Here is a 15628-nt window from a genome sequence, read left to right as displayed (position 1 = left end):
GAAGGAGTTTGAAGCGATCATGGTAGCTCTCACCGAATGGGTCTAGGTCCAGAATCGGAGGGCGACCATGAGCATGATCAAGCGGCCATTGCGCTGGCGGCTGGACGACAAGTTCGGCACGCGCCCGTTGTTCGACCTGCTGCTTGGCGGGCCATCCCGCTATTCGGTCTCTGAGTGGTTGCGTGGGATCGGCGTCCACCTCATGGCGCTGTCGCGCCCCAGCGGGCGGGCGTACCTCCGCTGGCACTGGATGTACAGACACGGCACCGGCGACAGAACAGAGCGCGACCGAGAGTACCGTCGGTTCATTGCGCTGCAACGGCTGGAGCAGCGGCGACGCAAGGAATGACGGCGCTTCTTGACCTCGCCGACGAGAAAGCGGTCTGCTACGGACGATGGGGCGTCGCGCCATCGCGCAAGCCCATTGTGATCAGCGACGAGATCGTGCGTCTCGATCCTGACGCACGGCGGTTCGCTGTCAAAGTCGTAGCGGACGACGACGATCGGATCCTTGGAGACTGCCGCCGGAAACCGAGGGCAGAACGGGAGGCTAAGCATCCTCAGCGTCATTGCACTGTCGATCGCCACCACAGCGCTTACGGCGCCGGCAATATACGGCCGGAGTTCATCATATTGTTGTTCATTATTGTTCCCCGTCCGCCTTCCATGGCGACGATACGGGCGGCCACGAGCATGAGCGACCCGCAGAGGCCACGGGTTTCCTACGGCGTAACGCGCTTTTGGGTCAGAGCGTTGTCATGCCGAGCTTGCTGACTTAGCGGTAACGTCGAGGAATTAGGGCCTTAAATCCAAGAGGTTGGCCGTCCCGCAACCAAAAATTAACCAAGCCATCTGTTTGGCTTTGACTTTTCCAACACGGATCCGGCAGGCTTAGCGAACGGTGCCAATCTCGGCATCGACTGGTTGGAGCCGCCTCGGATCGAGGCGGCCGACAGGGTGCTTGTAACACACCTGTCGACCTGACCAGCACCATACTGATTGGACCAGTACGATGATGGCTAACGCCCTTAATAGCGGCCCTGCGGCCGCACGCAATACTTATTCCCCCTCCATCAACACCGCTCCTGTGGGCGATCCCAGCCCGGTTCATCCCGGCCTGGTCGGACACCCTCTGCTGACACCCAGCGTGCAGGTGCAGATCCTGTCGGTGATCGACGTCACCGGCTCGGCGAGCATCGGCGATATCATCGCCGAGCTGCCGGGTCACACGGACCCCGTCGGCGCCGTTTTCGCGCTGATCACGGCCGACGTGCTGGCGGTGCTGTCCACCGGCTTCGTCGATGCCAACACCATCGTTGCACGCGCCGGCCAGAGCGGCCTGCCGACTGGGGCCGAGGCGCATGCTGCCCCGGCCGACGCTGGCCCGTCGGATGGACCGGCAGCGGCTGCCGCCGCTGACCTCAGCATCCTGCCGGCCAATTTCACCGACCTGGCAGCGGACACCTTGCCCCACCAGCTCGACGCGGTGCCCACCAGTCCGTTGCAGCCCCGGATCATCATCGGTTCCGGCGAGCGGCGCACGGCGTTTGGGCGGGTCAACTGTCTGCAGCGCCCCGGTGTCTATATCCTGCTGCGCGGCCGTGACGTCTACATTGGCTACGGCGCTGAGGTCGGCTTCCGCATCACGGATGGGCGCCAGATGCCGGGCGGCACCCCGGATTGCATCATTGCCATCGCCGACGAGCAGAACCGCCTCTCGACCGACGACGCCAAGGCCTTCGAGCGGATCCTGTGGTCCTCGGTGGCTGCTGACGATGATTTTGTCCTCGTCAACGGCGTGCCCGACGGCGCGGCGATCGAACCCGACCGATACGACCAGTTGACCCTGTTCGGCGCCCAGGTGGTGCTGGCGCTGCGTCAGGCCGGCCTGATGTTTCTCCGCGGGTCCGTTCGCGAGCATCTTGCCGGACCGAGGACCGAACCGGATCGTCTCGGTGCCTCCCGCCGCATTGACGACCTGCCCGAGGGCCGGGTCATGGAACTGAGCTATTGCGGCTTGACCGCGCTGGCCGCCGAGCGGGAGGACGGCACCTGGCTGCTGCTGCGCGGGTCGGACGTGCGGATCGACACTATGGCCTCCGCGTCTGCCAGCGCGTCGTTCCAGCGGGCGGCCTGGCGGCATTCGGGTCTGCTCGAGCCGGCGCGAGATAGCTCCAGCTATGTGCTGAAGCGCGACATCGTCTTTTCCTCTGGCAGCGCGGTCAGCCATTTCGTGTCCGGCAGCAAGAGTTTCGGTCTCTCGGCCTGGCAGCCGATTGACGCGGACGACGAGGCGGACGCGCCGGCACCGGCGCTGTAGTCCCCCTCATCTCACCACCCCTCATCCCCTCGATTGTGGCGCGGCTTCGGCCGCTGCCCGGAGAACCCTCATGTCTTTCAGTTCCCGCCTTTCGTCTACCACGCTCGATGACGGCGACGACGTCCCCAGCACGGAGATCACGCCCGTCCTCCCCACCGAGCGGACCAGCGATGCGCTGGCGCGCTGCATGCTCGACGCCGTCCTCACGCCCCGCCTGCGCCGTTTGCTGAAGGTGCCCTCGCGTCTCATCCTGATCAGGACGGCCGACGAGGCGGCAGCCCGTCTGCTGGAGCGCTATCTTGGTGGCCTTGATCGGGCGCCGGTCGTCGAAGCCTATACCGAGCCCCAGAAGACCGGCGCGCGGCTCGAGCCTCACGGACGCGCCGAACTCAGCAAGCTGGAGCGCGGAAAGAGCGTCATCCTGATCTCCCAGGATCCCGAGCGCGTGATCGTGCCCGAGGCGCTGGCTGCGGCCGACGCCGTCATCACTGTTCCGCACCCCAATCTTGCGGCTATCCGCAAGACCATTCGCGCGGTGACCGGCGGGATCGTCCGTGGCCTTGTGCTGTCCGATGTGGAAGGTCTGGGCATTCTCGACTTCATCACCGCCATCCGGCCCGGACTGTCGGCGCGGGAGTGTATCGGGAACCTTCGGCGTGCTGCGTTGTTTCGCCGGGAGCCGCCCCAATACGCCGCCGCTATTCCCCTCGAAAAGCTGGCGATGACTGGGGCAGTTTCCGCTTGGGCCTTCGAGACCCTGCGCATTACCCGCCAGGTGACCGGGGGTAAGGTGGATGTTACCGCCCTGCGCTACGCCTGTTTGGAAGGCCCACCAGGGACCGGCAAGACCACTGTTGCGGCTTCGTTGGCACAGTCGGCGGGGTGGGCGTTTGTGTCCACATCGGTTGGGGGATGGTTTGCCAGTTCAGGTGGCCATCTGGGCGATGTCATCCGGGCGGCGCGGCGGTTTTTCGATGAGCTTGCGCTCGCGAAGGGCCCCGTCGTGGGTCTGCTCGACGAGATCGATGCCCTGCCCAACCGCGCCACAATGGACCCGGAGGATGCGTCGTGGTGGACACCGGTCATTACGTTTGTCCTGACGGAGATCGATCGGCTCCGCAAGTCCGGCAGGCCGGTCCTGCTGCTCGCGGCGACCAATCATTTCAACCATTTGGACGCTGCTCTGGTCCGTCCCGGCCGGCTGGAGCGGCAGGTCAGCGTGCTGCCGCCTAACGAAACTGAACGTCGGGCCATGTTTGCCACCTGCCTTGGCGGCAGGATCGGCGCCGATGGACTTTCTACGCTAGCGCGTCTGTCGGTGCTGGCGACGCCGGCAAAGGTGGAGAGCTGGTGCCTGTCCGCCATTGCCGCAGCCGAGGTCGAAGACCGCGCCCTGCAATTGCGCGATCTGGTCGACCTGATCGCACCACCAAGCGGACGTTCGGCGAAGAAGGACCGGAGTGTGGCGCTTCACGAAGCCGGCCATGCCATCGTTGCGCATGAGCTGGGTTTGCCGGTGGCGGAAATCTCCATTCTCGGCATGGGCGATGCGGCGGGCTGGGTCAATACCAGGCTCGAGGACCGGCTCCTCACCAGGGACGATATGGAACACATCGCCAGCATGATGTTGGCGGGCCGCGCCGCCGACATGGTTTTGGGCGGGGGCGCCGATGCTGGAGCAGCATCGGACCTTGAGAGCGTCAACAAGTTGCTGCGCGCCGCTATGTTGGACCTCGGTCTCTACGGTCCTCTCACCACTGCCGCCAACAGCGATCTGCGCAATTGGCAGAACGACGGCGTCACACTCTGGAGCACCATCGGCGACGAGATCAACCGGCTCTATGACCGGGCCACCGATATCGTCAGCCGTCGCCGCGGCGACATCTTCAAGCTGGTCGAGGTTCTTCTGGTCGAGCGGGTCGTCACCGGCGACAGGCTCACCGAAATCCTCGCGGCCGACGCAATCGAAGATACGTCCGATGGTCCGGCCCAGCCGGTGGGGAGGCCATGATGTCGAGAGCCGAGCAAATCCGCTTCGTCGCGCATGGCTGGGACTATGCGCTGAGCGTCAGCATCCGGTCCTCATCCGAGGGCGTAGAGCGCGAAGCGCTCATCACCTGCGAGGAGCGGCCCACCCTACCCAACATCCGGGCGGTGCTGGCGATTGGCCGGGGCCGTCCCTGGTTACCGCTGATCGAGTCCGCGCTGGTCGAGATCGGCCTTGTGGCGATCGAGGCCATTCTCAAGGAGGCCGATCATGACCATCGCGACTGAAACCCGCACCCTGATCCAGGCAGCGCTTGAGGGCGACCCGGCTCTGGCGTCCTTGGCCGTCGCCGGTTCCACGCCCGACACGCTCTCCGTGCATATTGCCCATGGCACGCCGGCAAAGTCGATCGGCGGCTCCACCTATGATCCTCAGCCGCCATTCCGGATCGAGACCCTCCCCGAACTGATCGTGCGCATACAGCGTCTGCGCTGGCGGCGCGTCGATAGCCTCACGCGCCTACTGAAACCACCGGAAGAGGACGATCTGCAGGCGCTGCGGGCCAAGCACGCTCGGGCAGTGGTGCCATTCGAATGCTGGCCGGGATGGACCGACCTGTTCGATACCGTCTTCACCTGGCTGCACGAGATCGCGCCCCGGCACAAATGGACCCCGAGCCAGGTCAAGGAAAAATACGGCACGCTCCGTTTCTACTGGCACGGCGACCTACCCGCGCTCGGTAATGAGATCATCGAGGCCGCCGAGCACATCTCCGGCCATCTCTGCGAAATCTGCGGCGCACCCGGAATGCTCCAGAGCCAGCACGGCTGGTGGAGCACCCTTTGCGCTGAGCATAAGCACTGGAGGCCGTGATGAGCATTCTGACCAAGGAGACCATCGCGGCCGGGTTGCGCAAAGCGGCTCGCATCGCGGCTGGGTACGTGCCCTGCGACGCGGAACTGGCCAATGCCCCGCTGCTGTCGCACTGGGCCATCGGGCCTCAGGGCAGCGGCTTGATGCGCCTGGTCGGCATCGTCGCCGGCCATCCGTCCATCCGGGATGGATGGTGCACGACGTCAATCGTTCTTGCTGCCAACGAAGAGGCGAGCTGGGCGCGAACCGTGTCGCGCTACTATCGGCTGGGGCCAAGGCTTGGGGAGGTCCGGCAATGAGACCGCCCGAGATCATCCTGAAAAATTCCGCGCGTTGCCTGCATTGCGGCGATGACGTTGAGAGTACGCACCGGCATGATTTCAAATGGTGCCGATGCGGTAAACTCGGCGTCGATGGTGGTCATGCCTATATCCGGCGAATCGGCTCGGCCGGCATGGACACCTCCATTGTGGCGGTTCGCGAGACCGATGCCCCCGAGACGACCGTCGATGCGCTGGATTTTGTTGATCAGATCCGCAGCGCCTGGCAGCCAGCGTCATCCGTTTATGCCGATGCTCCGCTGTTGCAGGACTGGCGCCAGCACACCATCGAAATCGCCCGCACACCGGCGCCGGTGCTGATCGGCACCGTCACCGGCCATCCCGAAGTCCCCGACGGCACGCTGATAGCGACCACGCGCATGCTGGCCAGGGACGAAAGAAAGGGCTGGGTGCGAACGACGCGGCGATTCTACCGGCTTGGAGACAGGCAGTCATGAGCAATGGTGTTTTCACGTTCGAGCTCACCCGGGTTCCGGCGTGGAGCGAATTTCTGCAGGGCCGGAACGGCACGATGCCGAATTGCCCCGAACGGTGCCGGTGATGCTGGGGACGCCGTCGGCAGCGTGGTGTTGGTGCTGGCTGTTCATACCGGGCACTGGCTCGATGCACGACGAGCATGCTGCATCGGCGATCTCCTGGGGATCCATTACCAGCGGGCCTTCAGGATGTGCCCGACCGATGCCAGGCTTGGGTCATGGCCACGAATCTCAACCGTATCGATTTCGTTCTGATCGCTCACCTGCAGGCGACGTGGACTCGCGCAACCAAGGAAAATGTCGATCCCTGGTTGGCCGTGGAGCGGGAAAAACGCACCTTCCCTTTGATCTGCCAATTCGACCCCACGGATGGTTTCTATCACGCTTGGCTTTCGGTCTGGCGGCAGCGGCTATGGCACCGAGCCGGCTTCCGCGCCGCCCTCGATCTCCGGCAACTCGATGAGGTCTGTGCGGCGCTGGCCCGATTCCACGCGATCAAGGACAGGCTGCCCTTGGGCCAACGCGATATCGGCCAATATCACGCTGTCGACGACCTTCTGTCCGTGGTGCCAACCCGCATCGCCCAGTCCCGGCGGCGGCTGGACAGTGAGACCTTGAAAACCGAGGCATATGGGGAGAGCGACATCCTCTTCCGTGACGGACGTTGGATGGTGGTCCGGCTCAAGGGTTTTGTCGCATCTCGGTTCTGGGGATTGGGAACGCGCTGGTGCACGACCGTGGCTGAGCACACCTATTGGCGTTATGCAGCCAAGGGAGAGGTGCTGGTTTTCCTGACGCCGCACGGGAAATACCAACTGGCGACGGATAGCCAGATGTTTCGCGACGAGCGCGACGGTCCGGTCGACATGAAGGTTTTCCATGCCGCTCCGCCGGGGTTTGTTAAACTGCTTCGAGAGCATCGTCGGTATTGAGCCAGGCACAATCGGAATGCACTGTTCGAATTCGGATCCACAATCCACGTGACGTAACTCCATCGTCCGCGCTGACTGACCGATGGGCGTGGACCCGTGGACCCGTGGACCCGTGGACCCGTGGACCCGTGGACCCGTGGACCCGTGGACCCGTGGACCCGTGGACCCGTGGACCCGTGGACCCGTGGACCCGTGGACCCGTGGACCCGTGGAGAAGGTATGGTGGGTGTGGGACAGGTCAAGCCTGTTCTGGCTTTAGGTAAAATCTTCCTCTCGGTCGACAGCGTCGATCGCACCGCTGTCGCGGCCGCCCTTGCGGCGAAGATAGTCCTTGAACCACGATGCCAGCTCGAACACACCGGGCCGGCCGGCGGACGTCAAGCCAAGGTCGATATAGCCGGCGATCAATGCATTCATGGTCGTGCCGTCTGCATCGGCCATGCGCTTGAGCTCGGACACGACCGCCCGAGGCAGCCTGATCCGCACTTCGCGCGCAGCCTGGGAATGCTGCGACGAAGGCATTGCTTCGATTTCCGTTCGTTCGGTCATCATGCCACCTTCCGCTTTTCAGCTTCGGCGAAAATGGCAGCCAGCAGCTTGCGCATCTCCCGGTCACCGATATCCCCGGGCAAATATTCGGATACACCCAGCCCCTTTTCCATGGCATCGAGATACTGAACCCGCCGTCCGACAATTGCCGGCAATACCGCGCCCTGCTCGGCGTAACGATGCACATAAGCCCGCGTGCGCGGCAGGCTTTCGCGGACGACCATGTTCAGCACGATGCTGCCGGGCGTCCTGGATACTCCCCACAATCTGCGGATCGGCGCCGTTGCCGCCAGGTCCATGGGCGATGGCTGGCTGGGCGTCAGCATGAAGTCCGCCAGATTCAGCGCACGCTTCATGCCGACCATGTCGCGCCCCGGCGTGTCGATAACGATAAACGCAAACCCCTTTTTTTCCGCCCAGGCAATCGCATCGCCAATTTTGGCCAGGCTGGCCCGGCGCACCGTCGGGCCATCCGCGCCGCGCGCCCGCGCCCAGTGGACGCAGGACTCCTGGCCGCTATCGCCATCGATGTCGGTGTCGAAGATCACGGTCTTGAGACCACCGCTGTAAGCTGTGGCCGCCAGGTTGGCGCCCAACGTGCTTTTCCCTGTGCCGCCCTTGCTGGCGCCCATCAGCAGCACGAAGCGCTTGAACGTCGCTGGGAGAAAGATGGGTTCAAACATCTGTGGATCACGCATGACAGGATACTCAATACGAATGTTGGATGGCGCGCGGCAGATCCGCGTACTGGTTCGCCGACAAGTTGCCGGCGACCGGCTGCAAAAACTGTGGAGAGTGAGGCTCCACATAGAGAGGCCACTTGTTATTATCGATTGATATAATATCATGGCACATCTCAAGGGAGTCAAGATCGGCACCAGCATCATGTTCTTTTTCTTTCTCGGCGCTCGCGAGGCCCTTGATAGCCCCGAGCTGGAGCGGTTCGCGAAGGCCCTGGAGACCGCTCAGGTCCGTTACCCCGGCATGACCATGGCCATGCTGGCCACCTTGCTCAGGATCGGCATGTCACCGGTCCGCGAAGGTGACGTTGTTTCAGTGTCCGATATCGTCGCGCGGTCCCCTGGCCAGAAATTCCCTACCATAGCCCGCCAGCTCGACCTGCTGGGCGACGGCAACGAGAGGGCGTCGGGCCTTGGCTTGGTTGAAAAACAGGCTGACCTTAAGGACCGACGGATCCGCTACGTGGCCATCTCGGACCGGGGCAAGCAGTTGCTCTATGAACTCGACTTCATTCTGGCACCCGCCCTGCTCGATGATCTTCGCCCCAGGATTCTCGACCATTGATCCCGGCGCACGCTGTTCGGCGGCTTCATCGACCCGGTCGGAACGCCGAGCAAACCGAGCTGAGAGCAGCGATAGTCTGTCTTGCTTGGTCATCGGTTACAGTTGCAGCACTGTAACATAGCCGCCGAGGCGAAAATGACCGCTATCGAGACTTATCCCGAATGCCTGCGCCGCCCCGATGCCGGGGGTTATGTCCAGACGAGGACCAAGCGGACGGAGGCGCGCTATCGCACCCGTTTTGCCGGCATGATCCGCACCCTCTGTAAGCAGAAACGATGGGCGTCGGCAGACGCTCACGATCTTGCCACTGACCTCGGCGAGCGGGCCGGACGATATGAAGAGAACAGCCTCAAGCAATACCATGGCGCCATTCGTCAGAACCTGCGCGACCACTGGGATGCTGGCAGCATCGCCCAGGACGAGATCGAAGAGATTGACGCCCTGCTGCGGGCGCAACGGCCCGCGCCGCGCAAGAAGAAGCCAAGCCAAGCGCGCACGTCTGCCTGCCGGGCCAAATCGGTGCGGCCCGAACAGATCGCCGCCATGGTTTCGATCCTGCTGATCGATCCCACCCCCATCCGCCAGATCGCCGCCGCCATGCTGGAGCATGGCGCCAACCTTGCGACGCGCCCGGGCGAGTTCCTGACCATCAAGCAGGATCCCGAAGGCCGCTTCTGGGTCCGCTCCGCCAAATATTCGGAAACCAATCGACGCGGCCTGCAGCCGGCCCGCGTCGTCCCCACCGATGACTATGAACCCGCAGAGATCGCTGAACTGCAATGCACCGCCGACATGATTGCCGCCGAGCGCGCCCATGGCGCGACAACAGCAAAACTCCTGCGCCGTTGCCAGCGCGCTATCCGGCTGGCGCGCGCAGACGTGGGCGGCCGCTCCCGCAAGATCGCAGCCTACACGGTCCGGCACCAGGCGCGAGCCAACCTCGCTGCCATGGCCATGGCGCCGGAAGAAATCGCCGTCATCATGGGCCATGCCAGCGCCGGCACCGCCCAGTCCCACTATGCCCCCGCCCGGCGCGCCTGGCGCGGCATGGCCAACCGCACCCCGCCGGCGGTCGATCCCGTGCTTGTGGCCATGGTTCGCCCGGCGCATCCATCGCGAGGCTGGGAGGTCAGTCGGACCAAGGCACCCGAGCCTGGCTTGAAATTCTGACGGCGCTAATGCGCCGCCATCCCTCTATCCCTTCCGTTGCCGCAACCAGTCGGCAAAACTTGTCACCGGTCCCAAAGGCACAGCGACCTTGTCGATTTCGCCGACATCCTTCTTGGTCAGGTCCTTGTCCATGTAGTTGCGATGCACCGAGGTGGTCTGCGCCTCGGTGGCTTCATCATGCCCGACATATTTCAGGATCGTATAGGAATCGATCTTGGCGTCATGACAGGCCTGAATGAAGAAGCCGCGGAACGAATGGAACGTCAGCTTGCGAGCCCGTGCCTTCGGCACCCCCCACTTGAGGCGGTGCGCATTGAAGAAGTCAGCCTCGAAATGCACCTCCGGCCGGCCATCCTTGCTGCCCTTGATGTGCTGCGTCCAATCCGGAAACGGCCGCTTGTGGCCGAGCTCCTGCTGCCGGTTCCAGAAATCGAGGAAGCCGATATCGATGAGCTGCTGGTGAATGGGCACGCGCCGAACGGCATTGCCGGTCTTGTAGCCCTCCTCGCCCTCGGCGTGCTCATCGACCTCCTCCAACTCCAGCACCAGGGTTGGCCGTCCGAACCAGGTCTGCAACTGCTCGAACCGCAACATGCCAATCTCGGTCACCCGCATGCCGGTATGCATGGAAACAAGCGGCGCCCAATATACATGGTCATCGGCGAAAACCTCCTGGCCCGGCGAATAGCGGTGGTGCCGGGACGCGCTGCCCAGATAGACCGGGCAGGAGGTGATGGCGGTAATTTCTTCTGAGGAGAACGGCGCCTTGGCTGTCCCCTTGCTGGCGCGCTTGCTGACGGCAACCACCAGGGGCGGGCTCTGATAGCTGAACAGCCGCCGCTTATTGCCATGACGAACCAAACGGGTGATGGCGCCCAGATAATTGGAATTGAGCGTGCTGGCCTTGAGCTTGGGGTAAGCGGCGCCCTTCGCCTGCATGTCGCGGGTGAATGCTACCAGATTGGCCGGGCTGCTCCGCCCACGCGTCTCAGGAATTTCCTGCACGAACTCATACAGTTCGTCCCAGAGCCGCAGCGGAATATCGGGCACCGCCAGCGTCTTCACCGCCGGGCAGAGATCTTCGAACATCTTGACCGCCCGTTCGAGATTGGCGCGATTGTCCGATCCGGTCGTCTTGCCAACCTGCTTGAAATAGTCGTCCAAGAGCGCGCGAAGCGTGTGGACGTCCTTTTGTTCCACATCGCCAGATGCGACAGGCTTGACTGGGACGTCCGGCCGCACCAGTTGCAACGGCGCTGCGGCGGCCGGCTTGACCTCCGGCTTCCCCGCTCCTAGCGCCTCGAGAACGGCATCGAAACCGGACAGGTCAGGCGCCCCTCCACTATCGGCCTCGTTCGCATCGCTGGCGGGCCTGCGGTCGTAAATAGCCTCGCCCTGCACCGTCGCATGGTTGAAATGGACCAGTTCCTGATAAAGGCTATCGAGGTGCTCGCCCAAGCGCAATTCCACGCGGGCCTGCCGGATGATCTTGGCGCCGACACTGCCCAAAGCCCGGCGACGGATCAGATCGGCGCCGGTCATGTCACCCGGCCGGAGCAACTGCTCATCGATCAGCCGCCGCGTCAGGTGCTTGAGCGCGTCCTCTGGTTCCATGCGCAACAAGTCTTCGAACACCGCCAAGGCCTCCAGCCCCAAAATGAGCGCCTTGGCCCGATCCTTGGTCCGCAGGGACAGGCGCAAGACATCTCCCGTGACCCGGCCATGCCAGGCGCGCGGGATTCGCTTGCGCACATAATAGACCGCTCCGATCTTTTCGACATAGGCACACTTCGCCGCCACGATGTTCTCCGACTCGAGCCAACGGGGCCGGAGGCGCGAACGACACGTGCATCATGCATGTGCACAAGTCCCGAGAATTCTCCGGGAGCCTAAGTCGTTGAAATCACTGAGTTCTCAGAAACTGGCGGAGAGAAAGGGATTCGAACCCTTGAGACGGTTCCCCGCCTACACACTTTCCAGGCGTGCGCCTTCGACCACTCGGCCACCTCTCCGCATCGCCTTTATCCCCGGCTGGAAAACGCCGGGGGGGCCGGCTGGTTGGCCGACGCGAGCGAGGCGCAATATACTTATCGCGGCCTAGGACGCAAGGGATCACGTCACCGGGATGACGATTGTTTTTGTGTAAGGGGGTTGCCATCTTGTGAGGGAGCCGCCCCAATGCCACAAAGATGGCGTGCATGGGGTGAAACGGGTAGGCCAGCCTCAATCTATCCCCGTCGGCACAGGGAATCTGGATGCGGCTTATTTTACGAGTAGCGGGCACCTGGCTGATCGGCCTGGCGCTGGTTCTGTTTATCATCGATGGCACCAAATCACTGGGTGCCAACGCGCTGGTCTACACCAGCCTGGCGGAATTGTGGACGCAGCTGCATCCGACCAGCCTGGAGGCCATGGCGGGCTTTTTCGAAAGCCGGTTCTTTGCCGACCTGCTAGATGCCGCACTGCAGGCCGTGCTCAACTATCCGGCCTTCGCCGTGTTCGGCGTGCCGGGCATTGTGCTGGCGCTGGCCGGACGGGCGCGGCGGCGGGAACGCTTTCTGCGGCAGGACCAGATTTGACGCCGATCACCCAGGCGCCGCTTCCGCGCATGACGCGGGGAAAGGACGATAACGACATGTTCTTCAACACCAAACCGACCAGCATTCCGAGCGCTGCCGAGGCCCTGCCGGGCCGGGCGACGCCGATGAGTGTCGCCGACAGCCACTTCGTCAACGGGCAGAGCCTCAAGGGTCCCTACCCCACCGGCGCCGAGACCATCTATCTGGGACTGGGCTGTTTCTGGGGGGCGGAGCGGCTGTTCTGGCAACTGCCGGGGGTGATCGTCACCGCCGTGGGCTATCAGGGCGGGGCAACGCCCAACCCGAGCTATGAGGAAGTCTGCTCAGGGCGCACCGGCCATACCGAGGCGGTGAAGGTGGTCTATGACCCCAGCAAAATCAGCCTCGACGCGCTGCTCAAGACCTTCTGGGAAGAGCATGACCCGACCCAGGGCATGCGCCAGGGCAATGATATGGGCACCCAATATCGCTCGGCGATCTATACGACGACGCCGGAACAGGCGGCGGTGGTTGAGCGCAGTCGCGACGCCTATCAGCAGGCGCTGAGCCAGCGCGGGCTGGGGCGGATCACCACCGAGATAGCCCCGGCGGCGGAATTCTTCTACGCCGAGACCTATCACCAGCAATATCTGGCCAAAAATCCGCAGGGCTATTGCGGGTTGCAGGGCACTGGCGTGTCCTGCCCGATCGGCCTCGGGGTCGCCGCCGAATAGTCCAAAATGACGCCGATCCGGGGCACCGGGTCGGCGTTTGGTTAGCAGATCGTCGACATTGAGCGTCACCCATCCCGCCATCATGACAAGGCCCGGCTTCGAAGCGTTCGTGCTGACGCTGCCGCAGACGGTTTTGGTGCGCCAGTGGCACGACGATTCGGTCGCCAAGATCGGTGGTAGGATTTTTGCGCTGCTGGATGGCGATCCGGGCGAGGTGTGGCTGAAAGTGTCCGAGATGGCGTTTGAGCTGCTGACCGAACTCGAAGGGGTGCGGCCGGCGCCGTATTTCGCCCGGGCGGGCTGGGTGGCGATCTCGGTCGCCAGCCCGCTCACCGAGGACGAAATCGAGGCGTATCTGCGCGAGGCGCATCGGCTGGTGGTGGGGCGGCTAACGCGGAAGGTCCGGGCGGAATTGGGGCTCGGATAGCCACAGCGCGGCGCTGGCGGAACCACACCCCCACCCGGCTCGATGACGGACTTAGCAAGGGCTAAGCCCTATCTCGCTGTCCCTCCCCGCAAGGGGAGGGTGGGGGCCGGTGGCTGGGTCTATTCCGGCAAGACTGCGAACACTTGTAGTGGGCTGTCGGGGAGACTGACGTCGTGTAGCCAGGGCGGCAATTTTCCTGCGGCGTAGAGATTGGCAAAGCTGTCTTCGGCGCGGCCGGGCAGGCCGTGGAGCTCGGCCATGCCGGGGCAGAGCACGACGAGGCCGATGCCGCGCTCGTCGAGGATCGCGCGGGCGTCGGCGATGGGGTCGTTGAAGAAGCGGAAGGTGTCGCGCACGCCCTGCTGATTGCGGTGATAGGGCGCCGAGACCACTTCATGCGGGGTGTAGAGCAGCAGATGGGCGCCCAGATCGATGGGGGTCATCACCCGCTCGGGCGGCAACGCGGCCAGATCGGCAAAGGCCGATGGCACGAGGCAGGGCTCCTTGTTATCGCGGGCTTCGGTCACCTGCTGGGCCCGGCTGGGGATGAGATTGACCGCCAGCATCACCACCAGCGCCAGAATGACCCCGGAAAAGGCCAGCCAGCTCAGCACCAATCCGGCGATCTGCCCAAGGCGGGGGGCGGCGAGATAGCGGTGCCGGGCGCTGACGATGAGCCAGGCGGCGGCAGGAATGCCCGGCATGATGGCGAGGCGAGCGCCCCGCACCTGGGCCAGCATGACCAGCGCGGTGCCGAGCAGAAACACCAGCAGCACGGCCCATTCGGCGCGCTGCTCGGGCACCTGCCACAAGCGCCACAGCACCACCCCGGTCGCCAGCAGCGCTGGCAGGCCGACGGCGAGCGCATAGGCCGGCAGTTCGATGACTGCCGTGCTCCAGGGACGGGCCTCGATGATCTCGGCGATCCAATTGGCCTGCAGCCAGGGATCGAGTTCGCCATAGGGCCCGCGCAGGCATTGCGGATAGGCCAGAGCGACGGCGCCCATGCCGAGCAGCGCCAGCCCACCCAGCAGCGCCAGACGCTGCCAGGCGGCGCGCGGTGGCGGCACGAGGCTAGCAATGGTGAAGACGGCGCCAACCACCAGCGCCACCGCCACATAGATCGGCGAGATCACATCGCAGGCCGCTTCGAGCCAGCGCGCTGGCGGGCGGAAGATGGCGAGATGGACCAGCGAGCCCAGGGCAAAGGCCTGCCCGAACCAGCGCATGGTGCGGCCCTGAGCTGGATTGCCCACCCAGAGCAGCCCCATGACCAGAATGGCGGCGGCGATCGGGGGTAGCGATTCGGTGGCGATGGCCAGCGCCGTGGCGGCAACAAAGCCGCAGAGCAGAGCGAAGCGCGGCCGGCGAACAGCCTCGATGGCGGTCCAGACCAGGGCCAGCGTCAGCAGGATGATGACATTGTGGTGGTCGACCCGGCCGGGGGTGAATTCGGCGGTGATGGCGGGGCTGAGCACCGGCAGCACCAAGGCCGGCAACACCCCCTCGGGTCCGACCAGCCGATAGGCCAGCTTGGCGCTGATCCACAGCAGCGCCGCCAGCAGCGCCATGGGCCAGACATAGCCAGCCCCGACCAGCGCCAGATCGGCGCCTATAAGCGGGGTGAACAGCAGCACCAGCAGGGCCAGCGGCAGATCGACCAGCCGCGACCAGTGCAGCTCGGCGCCCCAGGGGGTGTTGAGGCGCTGCACCGTCAGATCATACCAGCCCTGACCGTTGAGAAAATCGCGCACCATGACCATGCGCATGGCGTCGTCGGTATCGGCAAAAAACGGCATGCCGGCGCGCCCCTGCACGGTGCGCAGCACCAGGATGACCACGGCAATGAGGAAGATCCCGGCAACCAGACGGAGATCGGGACCTTGGCGGTGAACAGGCTGAATGGTCAAAAAACGGTCCTGTGCAGGAGGTTGCGACAGAATGAACCGGGCGGGT

At 64.1% G+C, this 15628-nt stretch carries 17 protein-coding genes and 1 tRNA gene; 13 read left to right on the top strand and 5 right to left on the bottom strand.

What is annotated here, in order from left to right:
* Window positions 1-67: 67 nt before the first annotated feature.
* The 8 genes from ACX3OZ_RS09140 (at window position 68) to ACX3OZ_RS09105 (ending at window position 6929) form a co-directional block, all read left to right on the top strand.
* Window positions 68-349 (top strand): hypothetical protein, encoded by a 282-nt coding sequence (locus ACX3OZ_RS09140; protein ID WP_459104323.1) that lies wholly within the window; start codon window positions 68-70, stop codon window positions 347-349.
* Window positions 350-1015: 666 nt separating this feature from the next.
* Window positions 1016-2320, top strand: a complete 1305-nt coding sequence (locus tag ACX3OZ_RS09135) for a hypothetical protein (RefSeq protein WP_459104322.1) — start codon at window positions 1016-1018, stop codon at window positions 2318-2320.
* A gap of 70 nt (window positions 2321-2390) precedes the next feature.
* Window positions 2391-4331 carry an AAA family ATPase gene (locus ACX3OZ_RS09130; protein ID WP_459104321.1) on the top strand — a complete coding sequence of 647 codons (1941 nt, stop codon included), beginning with the start codon at window positions 2391-2393 and terminating at the stop codon, window positions 4329-4331.
* A complete protein-coding gene (locus ACX3OZ_RS09125; RefSeq protein ID WP_459104320.1) occupies window positions 4331-4594 on the top strand; it encodes a hypothetical protein in 264 nt (87 codons plus the stop codon). Before ACX3OZ_RS09130 ends, ACX3OZ_RS09125 begins: the two co-directional genes overlap by 1 nt.
* Window positions 4578-5180 (top strand): hypothetical protein, encoded by a 603-nt coding sequence (locus tag ACX3OZ_RS09120; protein ID WP_459104319.1) that lies wholly within the window; start codon window positions 4578-4580, stop codon window positions 5178-5180. Before ACX3OZ_RS09125 ends, ACX3OZ_RS09120 begins: the two co-directional genes overlap by 17 nt.
* Window positions 5180-5479, top strand: coding sequence for a DUF6634 family protein (locus tag ACX3OZ_RS09115; protein ID WP_459104318.1), 300 nt, complete (start codon window positions 5180-5182; stop codon window positions 5477-5479). The genes ACX3OZ_RS09120 and ACX3OZ_RS09115 overlap by 1 nt, the downstream gene beginning before the upstream one ends.
* Entirely contained in the window at window positions 5476-5958 is a 483-nt protein-coding gene (locus tag ACX3OZ_RS09110; RefSeq protein ID WP_459104317.1) for a DUF6634 family protein, read from the top strand. The genes ACX3OZ_RS09115 and ACX3OZ_RS09110 overlap by 4 nt, the downstream gene beginning before the upstream one ends.
* Window positions 5959-6215: 257 nt before the next feature.
* A complete protein-coding gene (locus ACX3OZ_RS09105) occupies window positions 6216-6929 on the top strand; it encodes a hypothetical protein (RefSeq protein WP_459104316.1) in 714 nt (237 codons plus the stop codon).
* A 255-nt stretch (window positions 6930-7184) separates the two neighbouring features.
* Here ACX3OZ_RS09105 and ACX3OZ_RS09100 read toward each other — a convergent pair whose 3' ends face one another.
* Both ACX3OZ_RS09100 and ACX3OZ_RS09095 read right to left on the bottom strand, forming a co-directional pair.
* Window positions 7185-7481, bottom strand: a complete 297-nt coding sequence (locus ACX3OZ_RS09100; protein ID WP_459104315.1) for a hypothetical protein — start codon at window positions 7479-7481, stop codon at window positions 7185-7187.
* Window positions 7478-8110, bottom strand: a complete 633-nt coding sequence (locus ACX3OZ_RS09095; RefSeq protein ID WP_459104401.1) for a division plane positioning ATPase MipZ — start codon at window positions 8108-8110, stop codon at window positions 7478-7480. Before ACX3OZ_RS09095 ends, ACX3OZ_RS09100 begins: the two co-directional genes overlap by 4 nt.
* 214 nt (window positions 8111-8324) lie before the next feature.
* Here ACX3OZ_RS09095 and ACX3OZ_RS09090 point away from each other — a divergent pair, with 214 nt between their 5' ends.
* The gene (locus ACX3OZ_RS09090) at window positions 8325-8783 is read left to right on the top strand and encodes a hypothetical protein (protein WP_459104314.1); all 459 of its coding nucleotides are present in this window, start codon (window positions 8325-8327) and stop codon (window positions 8781-8783) included.
* A 135-nt stretch (window positions 8784-8918) separates the two neighbouring features.
* A complete protein-coding gene (locus tag ACX3OZ_RS09085) occupies window positions 8919-9953 on the top strand; it encodes a hypothetical protein (protein WP_459104313.1) in 1035 nt (344 codons plus the stop codon).
* 24 nt (window positions 9954-9977) lie between these two features.
* Here ACX3OZ_RS09085 and ACX3OZ_RS09080 read toward each other — a convergent pair whose 3' ends face one another.
* The gene (locus ACX3OZ_RS09080; protein ID WP_459104312.1) at window positions 9978-11753 is read right to left on the bottom strand and encodes a DUF6538 domain-containing protein; all 1776 of its coding nucleotides are present in this window, start codon (window positions 11751-11753) and stop codon (window positions 9978-9980) included.
* Between the two features lie 122 nt (window positions 11754-11875).
* Window positions 11876-11965: transfer RNA gene (locus ACX3OZ_RS09075), tRNA-Ser, on the bottom strand.
* 243 nt (window positions 11966-12208) lie between these two features.
* Between ACX3OZ_RS09075 and ACX3OZ_RS09070 the strand changes: the two genes are divergently transcribed.
* The 3 genes from ACX3OZ_RS09070 to ACX3OZ_RS09060 are packed head-to-tail and all read left to right on the top strand — an operon-like array spanning window position 12209 to window position 13672.
* Window positions 12209-12532 (top strand): hypothetical protein, encoded by a 324-nt coding sequence (locus tag ACX3OZ_RS09070; RefSeq protein WP_459104311.1) that lies wholly within the window; start codon window positions 12209-12211, stop codon window positions 12530-12532.
* 56 nt (window positions 12533-12588) lie between these two features.
* Window positions 12589-13245 (top strand): peptide-methionine (S)-S-oxide reductase MsrA, encoded by a 657-nt coding sequence (msrA, locus tag ACX3OZ_RS09065; protein WP_459094797.1) that lies wholly within the window; start codon window positions 12589-12591, stop codon window positions 13243-13245.
* Between the two features lie 58 nt (window positions 13246-13303).
* Complete coding sequence (locus ACX3OZ_RS09060; protein WP_459104310.1) at window positions 13304-13672, top strand: MmcQ/YjbR family DNA-binding protein; 369 nt, start codon at window positions 13304-13306, stop codon at window positions 13670-13672.
* 119 nt (window positions 13673-13791) lie between these two features.
* Here the strand turns inward: ACX3OZ_RS09060 and ACX3OZ_RS09055 are convergent, their stop codons facing one another.
* A complete protein-coding gene (locus tag ACX3OZ_RS09055) occupies window positions 13792-15582 on the bottom strand; it encodes a hypothetical protein (RefSeq protein ID WP_459104309.1) in 1791 nt (596 codons plus the stop codon).
* Window positions 15583-15628 lie beyond the last annotated feature (46 nt).

This window comes from Devosia sp. A369 (assembly GCF_054489345.1).
The sequence above is the reverse complement of the archived record's forward strand: the minus strand, read 5'-3'. Positions and strand labels throughout refer to the sequence as shown.

Coding starts and splice junctions, on each gene's coding strand:
- ACX3OZ_RS09140 (WP_459104323.1), top strand. CDS start 68: ATGAGCATGATCAAGCGGCCATTGCGCTGGCGGCTGGACGACAAGTTC.
- ACX3OZ_RS09135 (WP_459104322.1), top strand. CDS start 1,016: ATGGCTAACGCCCTTAATAGCGGCCCTGCGGCCGCACGCAATACTTAT.
- ACX3OZ_RS09130 (WP_459104321.1), top strand. CDS start 2,391: ATGTCTTTCAGTTCCCGCCTTTCGTCTACCACGCTCGATGACGGCGAC.
- ACX3OZ_RS09125 (WP_459104320.1), top strand. CDS start 4,331: ATGTCGAGAGCCGAGCAAATCCGCTTCGTCGCGCATGGCTGGGACTAT.
- ACX3OZ_RS09120 (WP_459104319.1), top strand. CDS start 4,578: ATGACCATCGCGACTGAAACCCGCACCCTGATCCAGGCAGCGCTTGAG.
- ACX3OZ_RS09115 (WP_459104318.1), top strand. CDS start 5,180: ATGAGCATTCTGACCAAGGAGACCATCGCGGCCGGGTTGCGCAAAGCG.
- ACX3OZ_RS09110 (WP_459104317.1), top strand. CDS start 5,476: ATGAGACCGCCCGAGATCATCCTGAAAAATTCCGCGCGTTGCCTGCAT.
- ACX3OZ_RS09105 (WP_459104316.1), top strand. CDS start 6,216: ATGGCCACGAATCTCAACCGTATCGATTTCGTTCTGATCGCTCACCTG.
- ACX3OZ_RS09100 (WP_459104315.1), bottom strand. CDS start 7,481: ATGATGACCGAACGAACGGAAATCGAAGCAATGCCTTCGTCGCAGCAT.
- ACX3OZ_RS09095 (WP_459104401.1), bottom strand. CDS start 8,110: ATGGGCGCCAGCAAGGGCGGCACAGGGAAAAGCACGTTGGGCGCCAAC.
- ACX3OZ_RS09090 (WP_459104314.1), top strand. CDS start 8,325: ATGGCACATCTCAAGGGAGTCAAGATCGGCACCAGCATCATGTTCTTT.
- ACX3OZ_RS09085 (WP_459104313.1), top strand. CDS start 8,919: ATGACCGCTATCGAGACTTATCCCGAATGCCTGCGCCGCCCCGATGCC.
- ACX3OZ_RS09070 (WP_459104311.1), top strand. CDS start 12,209: ATGCGGCTTATTTTACGAGTAGCGGGCACCTGGCTGATCGGCCTGGCG.
- msrA (WP_459094797.1), top strand. CDS start 12,589: ATGTTCTTCAACACCAAACCGACCAGCATTCCGAGCGCTGCCGAGGCC.